Genomic DNA, 23008 nt, shown 5'->3' with positions numbered 1-23008 from the left:
GGCGGGCGGGCGGGCGGGCGCACGGTCCCACACGGTCCCGCACGGCCGACACCGGGAGCGAGTGGGCAGAAGATGCTCCTCCCTCGTACCCGACGAGCACCTTCTGCCCACTCGACGGCCGCACCAGCACCAGCACCTGCACCCCCGCGCTCACGAGCACCACCCGTCGAGTGGTCCCGAACCGTCTTTCCGACGCGCCCGAAGGACGATCTGCGACCACTCGACCCGCGCCTCCGCAACCAGAGTTGAACGCGCCGGCCCGGCCCGCGCGAGACCAGGGCGCGAGTGGGGAGAACATGCTGCTCCCCTGCACACGAGGAGCACCTTCTGCCCACTTGGCCTCCTCCTCGCGACCACCCGAGCACCACCCGAGCACCACAACCGCCGCGACTTCCCCCGCACCGGGGTACGTCCCGCCACGGCCCCGACCCGACACCTGTACCGCGCTCAACGGGGATTCTCAGCCCACACGCCGCGCTGGTCCCCGCCAACCCCCTGACCGGCCCTTAACCTGTGCCCATGTCGACGTTCAAGAACCCGGTCGGGCCGCAACCGCCCTCGGTCTACTGGCGTCGTCGCGCGGTGCTCGCGCTCGGTCTGATCGCGGTCGTGGTCATCATCGTGTTGATCGTCGTCCGTCCCGGGTCCGGCTCGGCAGAACCCGGCGCCGCAGCGACGACCTCCGCACCCCCGGCCGACCCTGCGCCCACCGAACCGGCCCCCACCGAGACCGCCCCCGCAGCCGACGCCACCACCGACCCGGCCGACACCTCGACCGAGGGCGCCTCCGACGCCGCGACCTGCTCGACCCGCGACATCGAACTGAAGCCCGTCACCGACAAGACGAGCTACGCCGCGACCGAACTGCCGCAGATCTCGATGTCGATCACCAACTCGGGCCGCGCGGACTGCTCGATCGACCTCGGCTCCGCGCAGCAGACGCTCGTCATCACGAGCGGCGAAGAGCAGTACTGGTCGTCGAAGGACTGCCAGGTCAACGGCACCAACCAGGTCGTCACGCTCACCGCCGGCCAGACCCTCAGCACTCCCCCCATCGCCTGGGACCGCACGCGCTCGTCCGCCGACACCTGCGAGTCGACCTCGCGCGAACCCGTCACCGCCGGCGGCGCGACCTACCGCCTCGCCGTCTCGGTCGGCGACATCACCTCCGCCGACACCGCCCAGATGATCCTCAACTGACAGTGACCCACCCGTGAACGCAGCCACCCCCTCCTCCGAGCCCGTCGCCCCCCGCGAGCCCGTCGACCCGGCCGACCGAAACGGCACCTTCCGCTCCGAGTCGCTCGAGCTGGCCCTCGCCGCCCAGGACGCCGCCGCCGTCGCCTTCGCCCTGCGTCACGACGTCGTCGTGGTGCCGAAGCTCGTGCTGCCGACCGACCCGACCGACGCCCCCTCGAGCGGCGGCCCCGACGACGGAGTCCTCCCCGACGAAGGCGACCAGGTCCGCGTCTTCGGCCGCGAGAACACCGACAAGCGCATCCTGTTGCTCTTCTCGTCGGACGACACCTACGCCGCGATGGTCCCCGACGACCCCGACCGCCAGGTCATGCTCTACGACGCGCTCTCGTTGCGCGCCTTCCTCGAGGCCCACCTCGACGTCATCGAGCAGGTCTTCTTCGACATCGCCGGCCCGCACACCATGGCCGCCAACCCCGAGGACCTCCTCAAGGCCCTCGGCTAGCGCCAGACCCCAGGAGGCGCGGGTCGAGTGGGCAGAACATGCTCCCCGACCCGAGACCTGCAGCACCTTCTGCCCACTCGATCGAGCGAGCGAAAAGCCACCGGCCGAGCCCAGATCGACCTCAGACCGCGGGCAGCGCCTTCAGCATGCGCGAGTTGCCCAACGTGTTCGGCTTGACCCGAGCCAGGTCGAGGAACTCCGCGACACCTTCGTCGGTCGAGCGGACGAGCTCGCCGTAGACGTCCGGCGGCACGAGCCCCTCGTCGCCCACGTTGAGGTAGCCGTGCTTCTCGAAGAAGTCGACCTCGAACGTCAGGCAGAACAGCCGCCCGATCTCGAGCTTCCGGGCCGCCCCTTCGAGCGACTCGAGGAGGCGGTGGCCGACCCCCTTGCGGATCCACGCGGCGTCGAGGGCGAGCGTGCGCACCTCGGCCAGGTCGTCCCACATGACGTGCAGCGCGCCGCAGCCGATCGGCACCCCGTCGGGCCCGACCGCGATCTGGAACTCCTGGACGTCGCCGTACAGCGTCACGAGGTCCTTGCCGAGCAGGATGCGCTTCTGCACGAACGGCTCGCACAGCCGCTGGATGTGCGGCACGTCGCTCACGACCGCGTTCCGCACCGTGATGCCGTGTCGGTCCGCACCGCCGAGCCGGTCGGCGCCGCCGAACCCGTCGGCACCGGTGCGCGCGTCTGCCGCGTCTGACATGGGACTCCCTCGAAGACCACGACCCGAGGAGGCGCGGGCCGCCGCCCAGCCTAGCGACGCGGTCGCGACCCGGCCCCGGGTAAGCCGAAGGGCGGCCTCCTTCGTGGAAGACCGCCCCGGGCGTCGAAGGCGACCCGCGCCTCCTTCGGTGTTGCTGTCGTGCTGGTGTCGCGCCTAGCTCTCGATCTCGGGGGCGTCGCCCACGAGGACCTCTTCGCGACCCGGCTGACGCGAGGTGGCGAAGGTGAACTCTCCGTCGACGAAGTCGACCTGGACGTGGTCGCCCGCGTTGAGCTCACCCTGCAGGATGCGCTCCGAGAGACGGTCCTCGACCTCGTGCTGGATCGCACGACGCAGCGGCCGCGCACCGAGCGACGGGTCGAACCCGATCTCGATGAGCTTCTCTTTCGCGGACTGCGAGAGCACGGCCGTCATGTCGCGGTCGAGCAGACGGTCGGACAGGCGCTTGATGAACAGGTCGACGATCTGGAGCAGCTCTTCTTGGTTGAGCTGCGGGAACACGATGGTCTCGTCGACGCGGTTCAGGAACTCGGGCTTGAAGTGCTTCTTGAGCTCTTCGGTGACCTTCGAGCGCATGCGCTCGTAGGAGGTCGCCGTGTCGCCCTCGATCTGGAAGCCCACGGGGCCGCCCGTGATGTCTTTCGTGCCGAGGTTGGTCGTCATGATGATGACCGTGTTCTTGAAGTCGACGACACGACCCTGACCGTCGGTGAGACGACCCTCTTCGAGCACCTGCAACAGCGAGTTGAAGATGTCGGGGTGGGCCTTCTCGATCTCGTCGAACAGCACCACGGAGAACGGCTTGCGGCGGACCTTCTCGGTCAGCTGCCCGCCCTCTTCGAAGCCGACGAACCCGGGAGGGGCACCGAACAGACGCGAGACGGTGTGCTTCTCGCCGTATTCGGACATGTCGAGCGAGATCAGCGCGCCCTCGTCGTCGAACAGGAACTCGGCGAGCGCCTTGGCCAGCTCGGTCTTGCCGACGCCCGTGGGCCCGGCGAAGATGAACGAACCGGAGGGACGCTTGGGGTCCTTCAGGCCGGCACGCGTGCGGCGGATGGTCTTCGAGAGGGCCGCGATGGCCTGCTCCTGACCGATGACGCGCTGGTGCAGTGCCTTCTCCATGAAGACGAGACGCGAGGTCTCTTCTTCGGTGAGCTTGAAGACCGGGATGCCCGTGGCCTGGGCCAGCACCTCGGCGATGATGCCCTCGTCGACGGTACCGCCGGCACCGGCCTCGCCCGAACGCCACGTCTTCTCGAGACGGAGACGCTCACCGAGCAGCTTCTTCTCTTCGTCGCGCAGCGAGGCGGCCTTCTCGAAGTCCTGGTCCTCGATCGCGCCCTCTTTCTGACCGCGGACGCCGGCGATGCGCTCGTCGAACTCGCGCAGCTCGGGCGGTGCGGACAGGATCGACAGACGCAGGCGGGCGCCGGCCTCGTCGATCAGGTCGATGGCCTTGTCGGGCAGGAAGCGGTCGCTGACGTAGCGGTCGGCGAGGTTCGCCGCCGCGACGATGGCGCCGTCGGTGATGGACACCTTGTGGAAGGCCTCGTACTTGTCGCGCAGCCCCTTGAGGATGTTGATCGCGTGGGGCAACGAGGGCTCGTTGACCTGGACGGGCTGGAAGCGGCGCTCGAGCGCGGCGTCCTTCTCGAAGTGCTTGCGGTACTCGTCGAGCGTGGTCGCACCGATGGTCTGCAGCTCGCCACGGGCGAGCAGCGGCTTGAGGATCGACGCGGCGTCGATGGCACCTTCGGCGGCACCCGCACCCACGAGGGTGTGGATCTCGTCGATGAAGACGATGATGTCGCCGCGCGTGCGGATCTCTTTGGTGACCTTCTTCAGGCGCTCTTCGAAGTCACCGCGGTAGCGGCTGCCGGCGATGAGCGAGCCGAGGTCGAGCGAGTAGAGCTGCTTGTCCTTCAGGGTCTCGGGGACCTCGCCCTTGACGATCGCCTGGGCCAGGCCCTCGACGACGGCGGTCTTGCCGACGCCGGGCTCACCGATCAGCACGGGGTTGTTCTTCGAGCGACGGGAGAGGATCTGCATGACCCGCTCCATCTCTTTCTCGCGCCCGATGACCGGGTCGAGCTTGTTGTCGCGCGCGGCCTGCGTCAGGTTGCGACCGAACTGGTCGAGCACCTGGCTGCCGCCCTGCGCGCCCTGGGTCTGTTCGCCGCCCACGGCCACCGCCTCTTTCCCCTGGTAGCCGGAGAGGAGCTGGATGACTTGCTGGCGGACCCGGTTGAGGTCTGCGCCGAGCTTCACGAGCACCTGGGCGGCGACGCCTTCACCCTCGCGGATGAGGCCGAGCAGGATGTGCTCGGTGCCGATGTAGTTGTGGCCGAGCTGCAGCGCCTCGCGCAGGCTCAGCTCGAGGACCTTCTTCGCCCGAGGCGTGAAGGGGATGTGGCCGGTCGGCTGCTGCTGGCCCTGGCCGATGATGTCTTGCACCTGCTCGCGCACGGCGTCGAGCGAGATGCCCAGCGACTCGAGGGCCTTGGCGGCGACGCCTTCACCCTCGTGGATCAGGCCGAGCAGGATGTGCTCGGTGCCGATGTAGTTGTGGTTGAGCATCTTCGCCTCTTCTTGGGCGAGGACGACGACGCGACGGGCACGGTCGGTGAATCTCTCGAACATCTTCTTTGCTCCCTAGGTGGCGGGGTGGTTGTCGCCACCGAATGTGCATCTGGCGCCCGCAGGGTTCGGCACCGGTTTACAGAGAGAGTAACCAGGCCTCGGGGCTTAATCTGCCCCTGTTCGCTGGGGGCATAGAGCAGTGCGCAGGCGGGCTGACAGGGGTAGCAGCTAGCCTCGCGTCCATGGGCAAGTTCACGGTCGGCCTCGTTCCGCACCCCACGAAGTCGGTGCTCGACAGCGTCGAGATCATCCGCGGTTGGACGACCCGCTCACAGGCGCACCTCGTCGCCATGACCTCCGATGCGGCCCGGGTCGGCGACGGCGTCGAACTGGTCGACGAGCGCACCTTCCGCGAGCGCGTCACCGTCGTGGTGGCCCTCGGCGGCGACGGCACGATGCTCGGCGCCATGCGGCTCGTCGCCGAACGACCCGTGCCCGTGCTCGGCGTCAACTACGGCAACGTGGGTTTCCTGGTCGAGGTCGAGCCGCACGAACTGCCCGAGGCGCTCGACCGTGTCGGGCAGAAGCAGTTCTCGCTCGAACCGCACCACGCCCTCGAGGTCACGCACTCGACGACCGGCTTCGAGAACACCTACCTGGCCTTCAACGACGCCTCGGTTGCTCGCCGCCCGGGCGAGGGCGTCGTCTCGGCCGACCTCGTGCTCGACGAGACGCCCTACGGCTACTACAAGGCCGACGCGATCGTCGCGGCGACGCCCGCCGGGTCGACCGCCTACAACTACGCCGCGGGCGGGCCGATCCTGTCGCCCGCGATCGCCGCCGTCGTGGTCACCCCGGTGGCGCCGATGTCGGGCATCGACCGCTCGGTCGTCCTCGGCCCGCGCGAGCAGCTGCGGTTCGAGATCGGCGACGGCACGCACTCGGCGGCGCTCGAGGTCGACGGCCGCGTCGTCGCCGACGTCAGCGAGGGCTGCGTCATCCGCCTCGTGCTGAGGCGCGACGCGGGCCAGGTGATCCGACTCGACGCCGACCGGCACGGTCGCAAGGGCCGCCTCAAGCTCAGCCTGCTCGACCTGCCGCTCCGAGAAGACCAGCTGCTCGAGCTCGTCCCGACCGACGTCCGGGCCCGCTTCCGCGAGCGCGCCGAACGCGCCGGCGGCATCGCCGGTGTCGCCCACGACGACGACACCGCCGTCACCGGCATCAGCCCCGTGCACTGACGCGACCGCCCGCAGGAGGCGCGGTGCGCGGTGGTCGCGCACCGCACCTCCTGCGGTCTGCCCCCGTCGCGCCGCCCGGCGCCGGCTAGTACACCTCGCCCAGCGCCTCGGCGAAGACCTGCTCGGGGTCACGCACGAACCCGCGTCGGGCGAACCAGGCGCAGACGTTGCGGCAGTCGCGTTCGAGCAGGTCGACGCCGGTCGGGTTGCTCGCGACGTCGACGAGCTGGGGGACGTCGATGGCGACGACCCGTCCGTCGTGGACGAGCAGGTTGTACGGCGAGAGGTCCCCGTGCGCGAAGCCGGCCCGGGCGAAGGCGAGCACGATCTCGTGCACCTGCTCGAACAACGGCCACAGCGTGGCGCCGTCGTCCTTGACCTGGGCGAGACGGGGGGCGGCCTCGATCCCGTGCCCGACGAACTCCATCAGGATCTCGGTGCCGCTGATCTGCACCGGGTACGGCACGGCGACACCGAGCGAGTGCATGCGGCAGAGCGCGTCGAACTCGGCTGCGGCCCAGAGCCCGGCCTGCACCCGGCGACCGTGCGCCGAGCCGCGCGCCATCGCCCGGCCGTCGCGGGTGTTGCGGACGCGCCGACCCTCGCGGTACTCGGACGAGCGGTGGAAGTCGCTCTGCTCGGGACCGCGGTACCGCTTCGCGGCCAGCAAGGAGGCGCGGGCTCCGTCACCGGCGCGCAACACGACGTCCGCCGGCACGGCTCGGTCGATCAGGTGGACGTCGGCCTCCTTGCCGCTCTTGACGACGCCGAGCTCGGTGTCGATCGCCGCGGCGGAGGTGACGACCCAGGCGGGCCAGGGCCGGGGCCCGCGTTCGGTGGGGGTGGCGGCCGGCCAGGTGGACCAGCGCTGGTCGGCGTCGGGGTCGGGGTCGACGGCCGAGAAGGTGGGTACGACGAAATCGTCGGAGAAGGTCAAGCTGTGCTCCAGGGGAGGCGTGAGACCGGCCCGGCGGGCGCGATGAGCGTCGCGCGGCTGTCGCTACGGGCGAAGGGTCTCGGGGTGAGTGGGGTACGCGTGGTGTGCGTTGACGGCAGTCATGCTCATCACCCCTCTCGTGTCGCGCTCGTGGCGACGTGTCTCTCGCGACCACGAGTGTCTCGTGGCCCGGCCACCTCGTGGCCCTGGTCCGCTCACGGTACCGCCCCGCGCCTCCCCTGTCGACGGTCGTTCCGGTCTCAGGGCCGACCGACGATCGCGTGAGTGGGCAGAACATGCTTCTTCGGCTACGACGAACATCGTCTTCTACCCACTCGATGGCCTCACGAGAGGCGACGACGGACGCGGGCGACGAGCTCGTCGGCCTGGCGCCCGCGCAGGTCGTCGTCCGTGCACCGGACGGTCCGCCACCCGGCGTCGGCAAAACGCTCGCGGCGGAGGATGTCGGTGCGGAACCTCCGAGGATCGCGGCGGTGTTCGTCGCCCTCGTACTCGACGGCGAGCTTGCACCACGCGTACCGGAGATCGGGCTTGCCGAGGTAACGCCCACTCTGGTCGTGCGTGCGGACGTTGATCTCGGGTTCGGGGAGGCCCGCCCGGGTCAGGAGGAGGCGGAGCTCGGTCTCCTTCGGCGACTCGACCCCGGGTCGCGCCAGCTCGAGGGCCTCGCGCACACGGCCCACACCACGTCGACCTCGGGCAGATTCCACCGCGCGCCGGAGTTCGTCGACGGTGCGCTCCCTCGCCGCGTCGTACTCGGACCAGGCTCCGAGAAGCGCATCGCCGGCACGGACGAGGTCGTCGACCGTCACCAGAGACCCGCTCTCCACCCAGGCGACGACGGGATCGTCGATCGGCAGACCGTCGATCAGCAACCTGGGACGAGCTGGCCCCGTCGATGCCGCACCCGCACTCGTCACGCCCTGGACGTCGAGGGCCGATCGCGCCCGGTGCGTCACGACACCCGGCCGACGTGGGCCCCGTCCGTCGGTCGAGGTGACGTGCAGGGGTTCACTGCCGTCTTGGACCCGCCACGGCACCGGGAGGCCCCAGAGGCCCAGGGCCGTCACCCGGGAGAAACGCCAGTCGTCGAGCATCACCGGAAGCAACGCCCGGGCACTCGCCGACAGGGCGGACCCCGGGTCGTGCGGGTCGGAGCCCCGGCCGACGAGGCGCCGGACGCCACGATGCGGAGCCTCGAGGTCGGCACCCCGAAGACGCCCGACTCCGAGACCTGCGCGGCGAGCCTCGTCAACGGCGAAGGGGTGATCGGCAAGCGGACGGGGGACGACGATGCGCGGCATCCATCGAGACTGACCGCTGGGACGCGGCCCGCGCCTCCTGATGTCGTCGCCTCGGGACAGGAGCGAGCACATCGGCCCTGGGGACCAGACGACCCACCGCCCGAGAGGGCAGAAGGTGCTGCTCCGTGCCCGCCGAAGAGCACTTTCTGCCCACTCGGCAGGACTGGGCCCCGGCTGGCACGAACGACCCACGACGAGTGGGCAGGAGATGCTGCTCGCCGACTCAGGAAGAGCAGTTTCTGCCCACTCGAGGGTCCGAGGCCGAGGAGGCGCGGTGCGAGAGACCACGCACGACCGGCGAGGCGGGCCGACACGAGGCGCGAGGGGCGAGGGGCCCGGGCGCGACGAAGGGCCGCCGCCCGGGTGGTACCCGGGGCGACGGCCCTCGCGTGGTGCGTGGTGCGGCGGCCGAGCCGCCGACGTCCTACTGCAGGTAGAGCTGCAGGTCCTGGCTGACGGCCTTCGCGAACATGCGGAGGCGGGCGCGGCTCTCGACGCGCGAGACCGCCTGACGCGACGAGTGGACGCGCTTCGAGATCTCGTCGAGGGTCATCGGCTGGTCGTCGTCGAGGCCGAAGCGCATGCGGATCACGCGGGCCTCGTCGTCGGGCAGCGTCGCCACGAGGGCGTGCATGTCACGGTTGAGCAGCGAGCTCTCGGTGGCCTGCGTGGGCGACGGGGTCTCTTCGTCCTCGATGAAGTCGCCCAGCTCGCTGTCTTCTGCATCGCCGACGACGGTGTGGATCGACACCGGCTCGTGCGAACGCGACTTGAGCTCGATGAGGTCGGCGACCTCCATGGCGACCTCTTCGGCGACCTCGTCGACGGTGGGCGCACGGCCCAGGTCGACGGTCAGGTCACGCTCGGCACGTGAGATGCGGTTGATGCGCTCGACCGTGTGCACCGGGATGCGGATGGCACGGGCCTTGTCGGCGAGGCCGCGGGCGATGGCCTGACGGATCCACCAGGTGGCGTAGGTCGAGAACTTGTAGCCCTGCGTGTAGTCGAACTTCTCGACGGCGCGGACGAGCCCGAGGTTGCCCTCCTGGATGACGTCCATGAAGGGCAGGCCGCGCTGCGTGTAGCGCTTGGCGATGCTGACGACGAGGCGGAGGTTCGCGGTGATCATGCGGTCCTTCGCACGCTCGCCGTCGTGCTGCAGCCAGCGGAGGTCACGGAGCATCTCGGCGTGGGCCTTGGTGCGGTTCTTCTTGACCGCGTCGGCCGCCTGCAGCTCCTTGAGCTTCTCGCCGGCGAACAGGCCGACCTCGATGCGGCGGGCGATCTCGGTCTCTTCGGCTGCGTCGAGCAGCGGCATGCGACCGATGTGGCGGAGGTAGTCGCCGACCTGGTCGGTGGAGGCCCCTCGGACCTGCGACAGGACCTCGACCTCGGTGTCGTCGGTCGCTGTGGTGGTGTTGCGCGTGGTGACGGAAGTGGTCGTCATCGTTCTCTCCCTGCTCGAGTACTGACCTGGTGTCGCGTCGATTAGTTCGTGAAGCTCGTCGGCGTACTCAAAGTCTGGCGTGCGGCACCGGGCCGCCAAAAGCTGGGGCAGGCCCTTGCGGCAGTTCTCGGAGCGCACGTCCAGAGTTTCGACGCCCACGGGGTACGAAGACGAACGACGTTTGACAGCAGCCCGGAACGGGTATAGGTGGGTGCTAGCACGGCGGGGGTACACATTCTCAGGTTGCTCACCGGAAACTCGGCGGCAGATCTGTCGGGGTACGACGAACGGCACCGCGAGCCCGGGAGGCGCGGTGCCGTGACCCGAGGACGCGCGCGTCGACGACGCACCCGGCAGCGGGAAGGAGCGGGACTAGACCGCGGTGCGGCCCGTGCGATCGGCCCGGGCAGCGCCGTCGGCCCGGCCGGCACGATCGGCCAGGTCACGCGACTCGGCGCGCTCCTCGGCCTCGGCCTTGGCGCGCTCTTCGGCCTCGACCTTGGCGTAGGCGGCCCGCTCGGTGCGGTCGGAGCGCAGCAGTGCCCGGACGATGAACCAGAAGATGAGGCCCACGAGGATGGTGGGCGTCAGGGAGAAGACGATGGCTCCGGCAAGGGACTCAGGCACCCGACCAGGGTACGTCGCCCTCCCGGGGAAAACCACGTGCACCTCTCGACGACGAGACGACGGAGGCGCGGTGCCCGCCCGGCACCGCGCCTCCTGCACCCGACGCGCGAGCGCGAGCTCCCTCAGGAGCTCGACCCGCGAGCGCTACTTGACGAGCGGGAAGAGGATCGTCTCGCGGATGCCGAGGCCCGTGATGGCCATCAGCAGACGGTCGATGCCCATGCCCATGCCGCCGCTCGGCGGCATGCCGTGCTCGAGCGCGGTGAGGAAGTCGTCGTCGAGGCGCATGGCCTCGGCGTCGCCGCGGGCCGAGAGGGCGGCCTGCTCGACGAAGCGCTCACGCTGGATGACGGGGTCGACCAACTCGGAGTACGCCGTGGCGAGCTCGAAGCCGCGGACGTAGAGGTCCCACTTCTCGACGACGCCGGGCTTCGAGCGGTGCTGGCGGACGAGCGGGCTCGTGTCGACCGGGAAGTCGACCACGAAGGTCGGGCGGTCGAGCGACGGCTTGACGAAGTGCTCCCAGAGCTCTTCGACCAGCTTGCCGTGGGTCTCGTGCGGCACGACCAGGTCGACGGTGGCGGCGAGCGCCTGCAGGTCGGCCACCGTGGTCGACGGCGTGATCTCGACGCCCGAGGCCTCGCTGAGCGACTCGTACATCGGCACGCGGGCCCACTCGCCGCCGAGGTCGTACTCGGTGCCGTCGGCGAGGGTGACGAGGTGCGAGCCGGAGACGGCCATGGCGGCGTTCTGCACGAGCTCTTGCGTGAGTCGCGCCATCTGGTCGTAGTCGCCGTAGGCCTGGTACGCCTCGACCATCGCGAACTCGGGCGAGTGCGTCGAGTCGGCGCCCTCGTTGCGGAAGTTGCGGTTGATCTCGAAGACGCGGTCGATGCCGCCGACGACGGCCCGCTTGAGGAACAGCTCGGGGGCGATGCGCAGGTACAGCTCGGTGTCGAACGCGTTGCTGTGCGTCTGGAACGGTCGGGCCGCGGCGCCGCCGTGCATCGTCTGCAGCATGGGCGTCTCGACCTCGAGGTACTCGTACGAGTCGAAGGTGCGGCGCAGCGACGAGACCGCGGCGGCCCGGGCGCGGACGGTGGTGCGAGCCTGGTCGCGCACGATCAGGTCGAGGTAGCGCTGGCGCACGCGCGTCTCTTCGCTGAGCTCGGAGTGCAGGTTCGGCAGCGGCAGGATCGCCTTGGCCGCGATCGACCACTCGCTGACCATGATCGACAGCTCACCGCGACGCGACGAGATGACCTCGCCCTTCACGAAGACGTGGTCGCCCAGGTCGACCAGCTCTTTCCAGTCGGCGAGGCGCTGCTCGCCCACCTCGGCGAGCGAGACCATGGCCTGGATGCGGCTGCCGTCACCTGCCTGCAGCGCGGCGAAGCAGAGCTTGCCGGTGTTGCGGGCGTGCACGACGCGGCCGGCGAGCCCGACGACGTCACCCGATCGGCTGTCGGTCTCGAGCTCGGCGTACCGGGCGCGGACCGCACCGATCGTGTCGGTGATCGGCACCCCTACCGGGTACGCCTCGACGCCGGCCTCGAGCAGGCGGGCGCGCTTGTCGAGCCGCACCTGCTTCTGCTCCGACGCCTCGCGCGCGGCGGTGGCCGCGTCGTCGTCGGGGGTGGTGGTCGGGTCGGGCGCGGCGGTCATGTGTCAGGTGCTCCTGGGGTGGTGGAGGGGGCGGGAGGCGCGGGCCGGGTCAGGCGCGCGGGTCACCGAACGCGGTGGGGCCGTCGTCGAACGAGGCCATGTCGATGGTACCGGGGCCGACCGCGCCGCCGGCCTCGCCGAGGGCGGCGTCCATGGCCGACCGCATCAGCGGCGCCAGCAGGCGGCCGGGCTCGGGCAGGCCCAGCTCGGTCAGCAGTCCGACCGACTGCGCGACGATCGCGGCCGAGAACTCGGTGGCCGTCGCGATCGCCTCGGCGTAGCGGGCCCGGTCGGCCTCGGCCACGATGACGGGCTCGGCACCCATCTCGACGACGAGCGCCTGCCCGATCGGTTGCACGGGGGTGGGCGCGGTGACGGCACACCAGGCGTCACGCAGCCGGACGAGGTCGATGGTCGTGCCCGTGAAGGCGAGGGCCGGGTGGATCGCCAACGGGATCGCCCCCGACGAGAGGGCGGGCCGCAGCACCTCGAGCCCGTGACGGGGCGACGTGTGGACGACGAGCTGGCCGGGCTGCCAGGTGCCCGTCGCGGCCAGGCCCTGCACGAGGTCGGCGAGCTGGTCGTCGGGGACGGCGAGCAGCACGAGCTCGCTGCGCTCGACGATCTCGGGCACGGTGAGCACGGGCACGCCCGGCAGGATCGCCTCGGCCCGGTCGCGGCTGCGCTCGGACACGGCCGAGATGCCGACGATCGCGTGACCCGCGGCGGCGAGTGCGGCACCCAGCACGGGCCCCACCCGGCCGGCACCGACGATGCCCACGCCCAGGCGGCCGCTGCGACGGTCGGAGCCGCGCGGGGTGCCGCGAGGGTCGTCGCGCGGGTCGCCCGGGTCGCGGGGGTCGGTCACGGGGTCTCCTCGCTCCACCGGTGGGTGCGGTCGGCATGGGCGGCGGCGACCGCCTCGCGGCCGGCGGTCGTGAAGAAGCCGAGGGCGTCGTCCTGGTCGAGCGCGCCGATCTCGGCCACGATCGGCCCCTGGACGGTGTGCAGGTGCACGGTCGCGAGCCGCAACCGCCGGCGCAGCGGCCCCTGCACGAGGCCGACGCTCTGCACCCGGGGCAGCGGCACGATGACGAGCTGGCGCCAGATCGCGCCCTTGCGCAGCAGCAGCGCGCCCGGTGCCGACCGGAATCCGTTGCGGCGCCACGAGAACCAGCGCAGCACCGCGGCCCGGCGCGGCGACACGGTGAAGCCACCGTCGGTGCCGCTCGACCTCAACCCGCCCTCGACGAGCGAGAGGGTGTGCTCGGTCGTCGCCTCGACGGCGTCGCGGACGGCAGGAGGCGCGGCCTCGCCGATCGTGGACGTCGCGTCCCCGAGCGTCGCGAACCCGAGGGCAGGAGGCGCGGCGTCGCCGGTCGCGGAGGCACCCGCCTCGGGGTCGTCGGCCGACGCGCTCGACCCGGCCCGCGCCTCCTCGGTGGCGACGCCCACGGCGGCAACGCCGACCAGCTCGGGCAGGACGAGTTCGAGGACGCGGCGGACGTCGTCCTCGTCGCCGACCGGCAGGATCGTCGTGTTCTCTTGCCCGGCGGCGCCCTTGGTGCTCGAGCGCGAGGCGCGGTTGATCTTGACGTCCCACCAGCCGAACGGGCGCCAGAGCAGCGGTTGGCTGACCTTGACCGAGTGGATGCGGCCGGGCGGCAGCGTCTCGTTCGAGGTCGAGAACAGGCCGTAGCCGATGCGGACCCCGTCGCGCGTGCCGGCGATCGTGTAGCGCAGCGACTTCGTGATGCGGTTGACGTAGAACCCGCCCGACCCGAGCACGGCCGGGAGCAGCACGAAGAGCAGGAACCACTCGCCCGTCGTGACCACGCTGATCACGATCGCCACGACGGCGGCCAGCAGGAAGAGCGTGTAACCGCTCAGGACGGTCGACCCGATCAGGCGGCCGGGCGAGAGGGCCACGACCGACTGCGGCGGCGCCTCGTCGGGGTCGAGCTCGGGCGCGAGGAACTCGTTCGCGCGCTGCTCGACGAGGCCGCCGAAGCCCTGCCGGTGGGGGGCCTGGGCGTCGGGGTGCCCGGGAGCCGCGGGGGTCGCGATCCCGGCGACCGCGGCGGCGTGGGTCGCACCGCCCGTGCCGTCGGCCGTCGCATCGACCGGCGCGCCGGCCGCGCTCGGCGCCGGCGCGTGCGGCTGCTGCGCCCCGCCCGCTCGCCGCAGGATCTCGCGGCGCAGGTCGTCCGCCGACGCCGAGCGCAGGTAGGCGAGGTTGACGTTGGCGTCCTGCCCGGCCTGGTTGACCTCGAGCTTGGCGGCACCGAAGACGCGGGCGAGCAGCGGACGCTGGATGTTGATGCCCTGGATGCGGTCGAGCCGTGCCCGCCGGTTGGTGCGGAACACGATGCCGCTGCGCACCTCGACCACGTCGTCGCCGACCCGGAAGGTGTGCATGCGCCACGACAGCCAGAACCCGCCGACGAACAGGGCGATGACCACGACCACGGCCAGCAGCAGCAGGCCCAGCCAGCCCTGGTCGACGACGTAGCCGAACGGGTCGCCGTCGTCGCCCCGCCTGCCGCCGGGCACGAACAGCTCGACGACGTACTCGCGCGCGTTGTTGAACAGGATGACGAGCACCGCGGCCAGCGCGATGCCGCCCTTGAGCAGCGGGGTGGCCGGGTGCAGGCGGTGCCACTCGCCGTCGGTGAGGGCGGCGACGTCCGGAGGCGCGGGTCGGCCCCCGCCCCCGTCCGCTCCGGTGCGGGGGTCGCTCACAGGCCGGCCCGCCGCGATTCGGCCAGCTCGACCAGGCGGTCGCGCAGCCGCTCGGCCTCGTCGGCGGGGACGCCCGGGATCGTCACGGCCGACGCGGCGGCCGCGGTGACGAACTTGAGGTCGCTGAGACCGAGCGCCCGGACGACCGGGCCCCGGTTGATGTCGATGAGCTGCATGCGCCCGTAGGGCACGGCGACGACCCGCAGGTACAGGATGCCCTTGCGCAGCAGCAGGTCGTCCTCGCGCAGCTGGTAACCGATCGCCCGGACGCGTCGCGGGGTCAGGGCGGCCACGATCACGGTGACGACGACCACGACGGCGGTGATCGCGTAGCCCCACCACTCGCCGATCAGCCAGAGCGGCACGGTGGCACCGGCCACGATCAGCCCGGTGACGAGGTAGCCGATCAGCTCGGGCCAGACGTACCGGGGCGAGACGCGGGTCCACTCCGCGTCGGGGATGTCGAGTCGGTCCATGTCGGCGTCTCTTCCGGTCGGCGTCCGTGTCGTGCGGCAGCGATGTCGTGTGGCGGTCGTGTCGTGCGACGGTCTCGTCGAGTGACGGTCTCGTCGTGCTACGGCGGTCGGGCTGCGGGCGGTCAGACCGCTTGCGTGCCCGGGCCCTGACCGTTCTCGTCGTCGGCGGGCGGGACGGTGCACATGCGTTCGGCGACGATGCCGGCCACGAGCAGTCCCGCACCGCCGACGACGGCGACGATCGCGGGCACGAGCGAGCCTACAGCGACCCCCACGCCACGGGAGAGGACGAACAGCAGGACTCCCCCGGCGAAGCCGCCGAACAGGGCGCCGGCCAGGCTGCTCGCCTTGGCCAACAGCAGCACGCGCGTCGCGTAGTACGGGTCGACGCGCTCCTTGCTGGACCCGGTCGCCACGCGGTGCACGGGGACGGCCATCGAGACGACGACACCGCCGATGCCGAGCAGCACGAGGCCGAGCGCGACGGGCAGCACGATCGACGGCTGACGCATGGCGACCAGCACCGAGTCGAGGACGAAGCCGGCGGCCACGGCCACGATGATCAGGCCGACCAGGGTGGAGGGGCGGGTGTGCTTCACGGGGCTCCTGGGCTGCGGTCGGTGACGAGGTCGGGGGCGATGTCGTGAACGAGGTCGGCATCGGGGGCGGACGAGGCGTCCGACGCGGGCGCCCGGTCGAGCAGCGAGGTCGCCCCCGCCACGGGCCTCGTGCGCTCGGTGAGCCGCGACGCGAGGTCGGCGACCCGCCCTGCTCCGGTGAGCCGCGCCTCCGGGTCCAGCTGGAGCCAGGGCTCGAGCACGAAGGCGCGTTCGGCGGCTCGGGGGTGCGGCACCTGGAGGCGCTCGGTGTCGATGCACTCGTCGTCGAGGGCGACGACGTCGAGGTCGAGTGTCCGGTCACCCCACCGGACGTCGCGGGTGCGCCCGTGCGTGGCTTCGATCGCCTGCAGCGCGTCGAGCAGGGCGTCGTCGTCGAGCGTGACGTCGGCGAGCAGCACGGCGTTGAGGTAGGTCGGCTTGCTCGGATCGAGGCCGTCGAGCGTGACGGCGGTCGACGACACGGGGGCGGACGCGGCGACCACCGTGATGCCGGGCGTCGCGTCGACGGCCCGGACGGCGTCACGCAGCAGGGTGTCGCGGTCGCCGAGGTTCGAGCCGAGGGCGATCACCGCCCGGCGGACGCTCGGCCCGCTCACGCTCGCCCCGCTCATGCTCGCTCCCGGCTGATCGTGATCGACACGTCGCCGAACGGCACGGTGATGGGGGCCCCCGGCTTGTGCACGGTCACCTCGGTGGCGACGGCCGCTCGGTGTGCGAGCACGACGCCGGCGAGGCGCTCGGCGAGGGTCTCGATCAGGTCGACCGGGTCTCGTTCGACGGCGGCCACGAGCTCTTCGGCCAGCACGCCGTAGTGCACCGTCTCGCCGAGGTCGTCGCCGGACGCCGCGGGCGTGGTGTCCAGGTGCACGACGACGTCGACGACGAACTCCTGCCCGTCGCGGCGCTCGTGGTCGAAGACGCCGTGGTGGCCGGTCGCCCGCAGGCCGCTGAGACGCAGCACGTCGAGGCCGCGGGCGCGGAGGACCGGCACGTCGGCCGGACCGGTCGTGCCGACGGGGCCGGGCTCGCCGCCGCTCACGCGTGCCTCGCCGGTCGTCGGGGAGCCGCGGCGGCTTCGGTCCACGCTTGCAGCACGTCGAGGGCGGCCCGGGTGCTGGCGACGTCGTGGACGCGCACGCCCCACACGTCGGCCTGCGCCGCCAGCACGCTGATCACGGCGGTCGCGGGGTCGCGGTCGACGGGCGGCGCACCCTCGGGCAGGAGGTCGGCCAGGAACCGCTTCCGTGACGCGGCGACGAGCACGGGCAGTCCGAGCCGTCCGAGGACGTCGAGGTGGGCGAGCAGCTGCCAGTTCTGCAGGGCGTCCTTCGAGAACCCGAGTCCCGGGTCGAGCACGATCGTCGACGGGTCCACGCCCCGGGCCACGAGGTCGTCCACACGCGCGGCGAGCTCGTCGGCCACGGTGCCGACGACGTCGCCGTCGTCCTCGCGCGCCGCGGCGGCGGGTGCGTGACCGGAGCCGTCGAGCCGACCGCGCCAGTGCATGACCACGAAGGTGCGGCCGCTCTCGGCGGCGACGCGGGCCATGTCGACGTCGGCGAGACCGCCCGACACGTCGTTGACGATCTCGGCACCGGCCTCGAGCGCGGCCGCTGCCGTCGAGGCGTTCATCGTGTCGATGCTGACGCGCACCCCTTCGGACGCCAGTTCGCGGACGACCGGCAGCACCCGACGGAGCTCGTCGGCGGGCTCGACGCGGACGGCACCGGGCCGGGTCGACTCCCCGCCGACGTCGACGATGTCGGCCCCCCGCGAGACGAGGGCGCGAGCGTGGGCCAGAGCGGCGTCGAGGTCGAGATGACGACCGCCGTCGCTGAACGAGTCGGGCGTGACGTTGAGCACGCCCATGACGGCCGGGCCCGGCCGCCGGGCGCTGGACCGGTCGCGCGACCGTCGGAGGACCGGTTCAGGAGGCGCGGCGTGCGACCCCGGGCCGGTCGCGACCCGATCACGCACCGCGGGTGCCGCGTGCGAACCGCTGCGCTGCCGCTCGGGTCGTGGCCGGGCCTCGAGCACGGGGTCGGCGTCGTCGAACGACCGCTCGTGCAGCGGCCCCTCGAACCGGCCACCGGCCACCAGCCGACGACCCGAGCGGGGAGCGGGAGCCGCGGTCTCGGCGGTCTCGGCGGGGGCGAGGTCGCCCGTGGTCGAGCGGCCGGCGGCAGCCACGGCGGGCGGCTGCGCGGCAGCCGATGCCTCGGAGGGGAGGCTGGTCGCGGGGGTCGTCGCCGGGGTGTGCGTGACGGGCGGCAACTGGGCCGGGGGTCGAACGGCCGCGGTCTCGTTCTGCGCGAGGACGAGTCGTCCCTGCGTGATCGGGCCCGCGGCGAGCCCGCCGGCGGCCGCCCGGGCCGAGGCGGGTGGCGCGTCGACCACGACGTCGGCCGGGTAGCGTTCACGACCGCGAGGCCGCTTCGAGGGTGCGCCACGGCCCTCTCGGGCCGCCGCAGTCGGGCGGACGTCGTCACCGGATGCGGCGGGGGTGCCGCTGGACGGGTCGGTCACGAAGCGGTACCTCCGTTCGGTGCTCGGGACGAGCCCTCAGGCTAGCGACCGGCTGCGCCTCGGCGCAGCCGGTCGGGCCGATCGTGCGTCAGGCCGTGGCGATGCCGGGCGTCGTGCGAGGCGGGCGCGTGCGGGCCGGCTTGGTCGTCGGCTCGGAGTCGACGCCCCCGTCGACGGCTTCGGCGTCGACGGGCGACTTCGTCGGCATGGGGATGGCCGGACGGTCCGACACCGGACGTTTGTCGCTCGAGAGCCACTGGGGACGCTCGGGGAGCTTGCGGACGTCCTTGAAGATCTCGGCGAGCTCGTCGTGGTCGAGGGTCTCTTTCTCGAGCAGCTCACGGGCGAGGAAGTCGAGCACGTCGCGGTTGTCGTTGATGACCTCCCACGCCTCGTCGTGCGCCTGCTCGAGCAGGACACGCACCTCGGCGTCGACCGTCTCGGCGATGTTCTCGGAGTAGTCGCGCGAGCTGCCGTCGCGGCCCATCATCATCTCGCCCGACGCCTGGCCGAGCTTGACCGAACCGACCTTGTTGCTCATGCCGTACTCGGTGACCATCTTGCGGGCGGTCGCCGTGGCCTTCTCGATGTCGTTCGAGGCCCCGGTCGTCGGGTCGTGGAAGACGAGCTCCTCGGCGACACGGCCGCCCATGGCGTACGTGAGCTGGTCGAGCAGCTCGTTGCGGGTGACCGAGTACTTGTCTTCGAGAGGGAGGACCATCGTGTAGCCCAGGGCGCGACCGCGGGGCAGGATCGTGATCTTGGTCACGGGGTCGGTGTGGCGCATCGCCGCGGCGGCGAGGGCGTGTCCACCCTCGTGGTACGCGGTGATGAGCTTCTCGTGGTCGTTCATGATGCGGCTGCGGCGCTGCGGGCCGGCCATGACGCGGTCGACCGCCTCGTCCAGGGCGCGGTTGTCGATCAGCTGCGCGTTCGAGCGCGCCGTCAGCAGGGCGGCCTCGTTGAGGACGTTGGCCAGGTCGGCACCGGTGAAGCCGGGCGTCTTGCGAGCCAGCACCTCGAGGTTGACCGAGGCGGCGAGGGGCTTGCCCTTGCCGTGCACCTCGAGGATCTGCTTGCGACCGTCGAGGCCGGGAGCGTCGACGCCGATCTGGCGGTCGAAGCGGCCGGGGCGCAGCAGGGCCGGGTCGAGCACGTCAGGACGGTTGGTCGCGGCGATCAGGATGACGTTGGTCTTGACGTCGAAGCCGTCCATCTCGACCAGCAGCTGGTTGAGGGTCTGCTCGCGCTCGTCGTTGCCGCCGCCGATGCCGGCGCCGCGGTGACGACCGACGGCGTCGATCTCGTCGACGAAGATGATCGCCGGGCTGTTCTGCTTGGCCTGCTCGAAGAGGTCGCGGACGCGGCTGGCGCCGACGCCGACGAACATCTCGACGAAGTCCGACCCCGAGATCGAGAAGAAGGGGACGCCGGCCTCGCCGGCGACGGCGCGGGCGAGCAGGGTCTTGCCGGTGCCGGGAGGGCCGTAGAGCAGCACGCCCTTGGGGATGCGGGCGCCGACGGCCTGGAACTTGGCCGGCTCTTTGAGGAACTCTTTGATCTCTTCGAGCTCTTCGATCGCCTCGTCGGCCCCGGCGACGTCGGTGAACATGACCTGCGGCGTCTCTTTGGACGCCAGCTTGGCCTTGGACTTGCCGAACTGCATGACCTTGCTGCCGCCGCCCTGCATGGACGAGAGCAGGAACCAGAAGATGACGCCGATGATCAGGAACGGCAGCAGGATGCTGAGCAGCGACATGAACCAGCTGGTCTGCGTGACGGTGTCGTCGAAGTTCTCGAGGTTCGCGTCGTTGACGGCGTCGACGACCTCGGAGCCACGCGGCGTCGCGTAGTAGAACTGCTCGGCCTTGTCGCCGTCTTTGAGGACGAGGTCGACCCGCTGCTCGTTGCTGAAGATCGTCGCCGACTTGACCTTGTCGGTCTGGATCGCCTCGAGGCCCTTCTGGGTCGAGATCTGGGTCGTGCCCGCCCCGCTGATGAGGCTCCACCCGATGCCGATGCCGATGACCGCGATCACGATGTAGATGATCGGACCGCGGAAGAGTTTCTTGAAGTCCATGTCAGTACGGGCGACGCCCGACACCTTTCTGCAGGAAGAACGTGAGCAAAAGGGTACATCGGGGCTGCTATGCCCTGGATGGGTGTTCGCCGAGGGCTTGATCCGCCCGGTCGGTGCACGGACCGCTAGCTGTAGACGTGCGGGGCGAGCACCCCGACACCGCGCAGGTTGCGGTACTTCTCGTCGTAGTCGAGGCCGTAGCCGATGACGAAGTCGTTGGGGATCTCGAAGCCGACGTACTTGACGTCGACCGCGACCTTGGCGGCGGCCGGCTTGCGGAAGAGCGCGAAGATCTCGACCGACGCGGCCCCGCGCTTCTGCAGGTTCTCGAGCAGCCACGACAGCGTCAGGCCCGAGTCGATGATGTCCTCGACGATGATGACGTCGCGGCCGTGCAGGTCGCTGTCGAGGTCTTTGAGGATGCGCACGACGCCCGACGACTTGGTGCCCGAGCCGTACGACGAGACGGCCATCCAGTCCATCGCCGAGGCCAGCTTGAGCTCGCGCGAGAAATCGGCCATGACCATGACGGCGCCCTTGAGCACGCCCACCAGCAGCGGCTCGCGGCCGGCGTAGTCGGCCTCGACCTGCCGCGCGACCTCGGCGATCTTGGCGTGGATCTGCTCTTCGGTGTAGAGCACGCTGGTCAGGTCGGCCTCGATGTCGCTGAGTTCCATGGTGGTGTCGTGCTCCTGGGGTCGTGGGGTGCCGAGGGGGATCTCAGGAGGCGCCGGTCGCCGAGAAGTGCAGCGCGCCTCCGGTGCGTTCCACTGTAATGCCCGGCAGCGACACCGCCCCCTGCCCGTGCCAGTCGGTCACCAGCCGGGCGACCTCGAGGGTCTGGACGCGGCTGAGCGAGACGCCGAACTCGCTCTGCACCGCGAGCCGGATCAGCCGCTGGCGCAGGGCCGCCGGGTTCGCGGCGAGCCCGCGGACGTCGAGCGAGATGCCCGCCTCGGCGTGGTCGGCGAGCTCTTCGGCCAGTTCGTCGGCGAAGTGGTCGAGGGCGGAGGAGTCCTCGCGCAGGGCGTCCGCCGTGCGCGCGAGCGCCTCGGTGATGCCCGGGCCCAGCTCGCGCTCGAGCATCGGCAGGACGGTCTGCCGCAGTCGCACCCGCGTGAACGTGGGGTCGTCGTTGTGCGGATCGGCCCAGGCTTCGAGGCCGGCGTCGGTGCACGCCGCCGCGGTGGTCGAGCGACCGACGGCCAACAGGGGGCGGGCGTAGAGGCCCGAGCGCGCCTCCATCCCGCTCAGGCTCGTCGCGCCGCTGCCGCGGGTGAGGCCGAGCAGCACCGTCTCGGCCTGGTCGTCTCGGGTGTGGCCGAGCAGCACGGTGCGGGCGCCCTGCTCGGCGGCGACGGACGACAGCGCCTCGTAGCGGGCCGTGCGGGCCGCCGCCTCGGGGCCGCCCTCGGTGCCCACCGAGACCCGCACGACGACGACGGGATCGAGCCCGAGGCCGCGCGCCTGGTCGGCCGCGCGCGCCGCGACGGTGCGTGAGTCACCCTGCAGGTCGTGGTCGACGACGACCGCCCCGGCGCGCAACCGCGCACGCGGCGCCTCGAAGGCGAGACCCGCCGCGAGCGCGAGCGAGTCCGGCCCACCGCTCAGGGCGACCAGCACCAGGTCACCCTCGTCGTGACCGGACAAGGAGGCGCGCACGGCACGTCGGACGTCGGCCGTCGCGGGGGTCAGGCGGGGTCTGTCGGGCATCTTGTAACGTTAGCGACACCGCCGACCCGTCGGGTCGGACCCCCAACGACGCATCGCAAGGAGCACACCCATGGCCGCGTACGACGCCGTGATCGAGATCCCCAAAGGCAGCCGCAACAAGTACGAGGTCGACCACGAGACCGGTCGCGTCTACCTCGACCGCGTCCTGTTCACCGGGTTCGTCTACCCGACCGACTACGGCTTCTTCGAGAACACGCTGGGCCTCGACGGCGACCCCGTCGACGTGCTCGTGCTGCTCGACTACCCGCTCTTCCCGGGCGTGGGCGTCAAGGTGCGTCCGGTCGGCGTCTTCAACATGACCGACGACGGCGGCAGCGACGCCAAGGTCATCGCCGTCCCCGCGAAGGACCCGCGCTGGGAGCACATCCAGGACGTCACCGACGTGCCCGAGTACCTCCGCAAAGAGATCGAGCACTTCTTCGAGCACTACAAGGACCTCGAGCCCGGCAAATGGGTCAAGACCGAGGGCTGGGGCGACGCCGCCGAGGCCGAGGCCATCGTCGAGGCCGGCATCACGAAGCTGGCCGACGAGGGGCACTGACCTCCTGCACCCCGGCACGACGAAGGGCCCGA

At 71.3% G+C, this 23008-nt stretch carries 21 protein-coding genes; 4 read left to right on the top strand and 17 right to left on the bottom strand.

Annotated features, from left to right (window positions below):
• Positions 1–519: 519 nt before the first annotated feature.
• Both BIV04_RS09430 and BIV04_RS09425 read left to right on the top strand, forming a co-directional pair.
• Entirely contained in the window at positions 520–1200 is a 681-nt protein-coding gene (locus BIV04_RS09430) for a hypothetical protein (RefSeq protein ID WP_071256033.1), read from the top strand.
• 13 nt (positions 1201–1213) lie between these two features.
• Positions 1214–1702 carry a dehydrogenase gene (locus BIV04_RS09425; protein WP_255364242.1) on the top strand — a complete coding sequence of 163 codons (489 nt, stop codon included), beginning with the start codon at positions 1214–1216 and terminating at the stop codon, positions 1700–1702.
• A gap of 121 nt (positions 1703–1823) precedes the next feature.
• On the opposite strand, the gene BIV04_RS09420 is transcribed toward BIV04_RS09425, so the two are convergent.
• The gene (locus BIV04_RS09420) at positions 1824–2411 is read right to left on the bottom strand and encodes an amino-acid N-acetyltransferase (RefSeq protein ID WP_083396325.1); all 588 of its coding nucleotides are present in this window, start codon (positions 2409–2411) and stop codon (positions 1824–1826) included.
• Between the two features lie 174 nt (positions 2412–2585).
• Positions 2586–5075 carry an ATP-dependent Clp protease ATP-binding subunit gene (locus BIV04_RS09415; RefSeq protein WP_055975577.1) on the bottom strand — a complete coding sequence of 830 codons (2490 nt, stop codon included), beginning with the start codon at positions 5073–5075 and terminating at the stop codon, positions 2586–2588.
• Positions 5076–5257: 182 nt separating this feature from the next.
• Here BIV04_RS09415 and BIV04_RS09410 point away from each other — a divergent pair, with 182 nt between their 5' ends.
• On the top strand, positions 5258–6256 hold the full coding sequence (locus BIV04_RS09410) for an NAD(+)/NADH kinase (protein WP_071256031.1): 999 nt from the start codon (positions 5258–5260) through the stop codon (positions 6254–6256).
• Between the two features lie 85 nt (positions 6257–6341).
• Here the strand turns inward: BIV04_RS09410 and BIV04_RS09405 are convergent, their stop codons facing one another.
• From BIV04_RS09405 to tilS, 15 genes are all read right to left on the bottom strand, one after another.
• Positions 6342–7193 carry a serine protein kinase RIO gene (locus tag BIV04_RS09405; protein WP_143048653.1) on the bottom strand — a complete coding sequence of 284 codons (852 nt, stop codon included), beginning with the start codon at positions 7191–7193 and terminating at the stop codon, positions 6342–6344.
• Positions 7194–7537: 344 nt separating this feature from the next.
• Entirely contained in the window at positions 7538–8311 is a 774-nt protein-coding gene (locus tag BIV04_RS09400; RefSeq protein WP_143048652.1) for a hypothetical protein, read from the bottom strand.
• Positions 8312–8942: 631 nt separating this feature from the next.
• Positions 8943–9965 (bottom strand): sigma-70 family RNA polymerase sigma factor, encoded by a 1023-nt coding sequence (locus BIV04_RS09395; protein ID WP_071256028.1) that lies wholly within the window; start codon positions 9963–9965, stop codon positions 8943–8945.
• Positions 9966–10337: 372 nt separating this feature from the next.
• Positions 10338–10592 (bottom strand): hypothetical protein, encoded by a 255-nt coding sequence (locus BIV04_RS09390; RefSeq protein ID WP_071256027.1) that lies wholly within the window; start codon positions 10590–10592, stop codon positions 10338–10340.
• Positions 10593–10736: 144 nt separating this feature from the next.
• A complete protein-coding gene (gene lysS, locus BIV04_RS09385) occupies positions 10737–12257 on the bottom strand; it encodes a lysine--tRNA ligase (RefSeq protein WP_071256025.1) in 1521 nt (506 codons plus the stop codon).
• A gap of 49 nt (positions 12258–12306) precedes the next feature.
• A complete protein-coding gene (locus BIV04_RS09380; protein WP_083396406.1) occupies positions 12307–13125 on the bottom strand; it encodes a Rossmann-like and DUF2520 domain-containing protein in 819 nt (272 codons plus the stop codon).
• Entirely contained in the window at positions 13122–14999 is a 1878-nt protein-coding gene (locus tag BIV04_RS09375) for a PH domain-containing protein (protein ID WP_071256024.1), read from the bottom strand. The genes BIV04_RS09380 and BIV04_RS09375 overlap by 4 nt, the downstream gene beginning before the upstream one ends.
• Entirely contained in the window at positions 14996–15475 is a 480-nt protein-coding gene (locus BIV04_RS09370; protein WP_071256023.1) for a PH domain-containing protein, read from the bottom strand. The genes BIV04_RS09375 and BIV04_RS09370 overlap by 4 nt, the downstream gene beginning before the upstream one ends.
• Positions 15476–15597: 122 nt before the next feature.
• On the bottom strand, positions 15598–16074 hold the full coding sequence (locus BIV04_RS17130; RefSeq protein ID WP_071256020.1) for a DUF3180 domain-containing protein: 477 nt from the start codon (positions 16072–16074) through the stop codon (positions 15598–15600).
• The gene (gene folK / locus BIV04_RS09360) at positions 16071–16706 is read right to left on the bottom strand and encodes a 2-amino-4-hydroxy-6-hydroxymethyldihydropteridine diphosphokinase (RefSeq protein WP_071256019.1); all 636 of its coding nucleotides are present in this window, start codon (positions 16704–16706) and stop codon (positions 16071–16073) included. Before folK ends, BIV04_RS17130 begins: the two co-directional genes overlap by 4 nt.
• Complete coding sequence (gene folB, locus BIV04_RS09355; RefSeq protein WP_255364239.1) at positions 16703–17134, bottom strand: dihydroneopterin aldolase; 432 nt, start codon at positions 17132–17134, stop codon at positions 16703–16705. The genes folK and folB overlap by 4 nt, the downstream gene beginning before the upstream one ends.
• Entirely contained in the window at positions 17131–17964 is an 834-nt protein-coding gene (gene folP / locus BIV04_RS09350; protein WP_071256498.1) for a dihydropteroate synthase, read from the bottom strand. Before folP ends, folB begins: the two co-directional genes overlap by 4 nt.
• 745 nt (positions 17965–18709) lie before the next feature.
• Positions 18710–20701, bottom strand: coding sequence for an ATP-dependent zinc metalloprotease FtsH (ftsH, locus tag BIV04_RS09345; RefSeq protein WP_054145023.1), 1992 nt, complete (start codon positions 20699–20701; stop codon positions 18710–18712).
• 125 nt (positions 20702–20826) lie between these two features.
• Positions 20827–21378 (bottom strand): hypoxanthine phosphoribosyltransferase, encoded by a 552-nt coding sequence (gene hpt, locus BIV04_RS09340; protein WP_056044086.1) that lies wholly within the window; start codon positions 21376–21378, stop codon positions 20827–20829.
• Positions 21379–21421: 43 nt separating this feature from the next.
• Positions 21422–22414, bottom strand: a complete 993-nt coding sequence (tilS, locus tag BIV04_RS09335; protein WP_071256017.1) for a tRNA lysidine(34) synthetase TilS — start codon at positions 22412–22414, stop codon at positions 21422–21424.
• 70 nt (positions 22415–22484) lie between these two features.
• Between tilS and ppa the strand changes: the two genes are divergently transcribed.
• A complete protein-coding gene (gene ppa / locus BIV04_RS09330; protein ID WP_043593233.1) occupies positions 22485–22976 on the top strand; it encodes an inorganic diphosphatase in 492 nt (163 codons plus the stop codon).
• Positions 22977–23008 lie beyond the last annotated feature (32 nt).

This window comes from Frigoribacterium sp. MCBA15_019, assembly GCF_001864945.1.
Classification (GTDB): Bacteria; Actinomycetota; Actinomycetes; order Actinomycetales; family Microbacteriaceae; genus Frigoribacterium.
The sequence above is the reverse complement of the archived record's forward strand: the minus strand, read 5'-3'. Positions and strand labels throughout refer to the sequence as shown.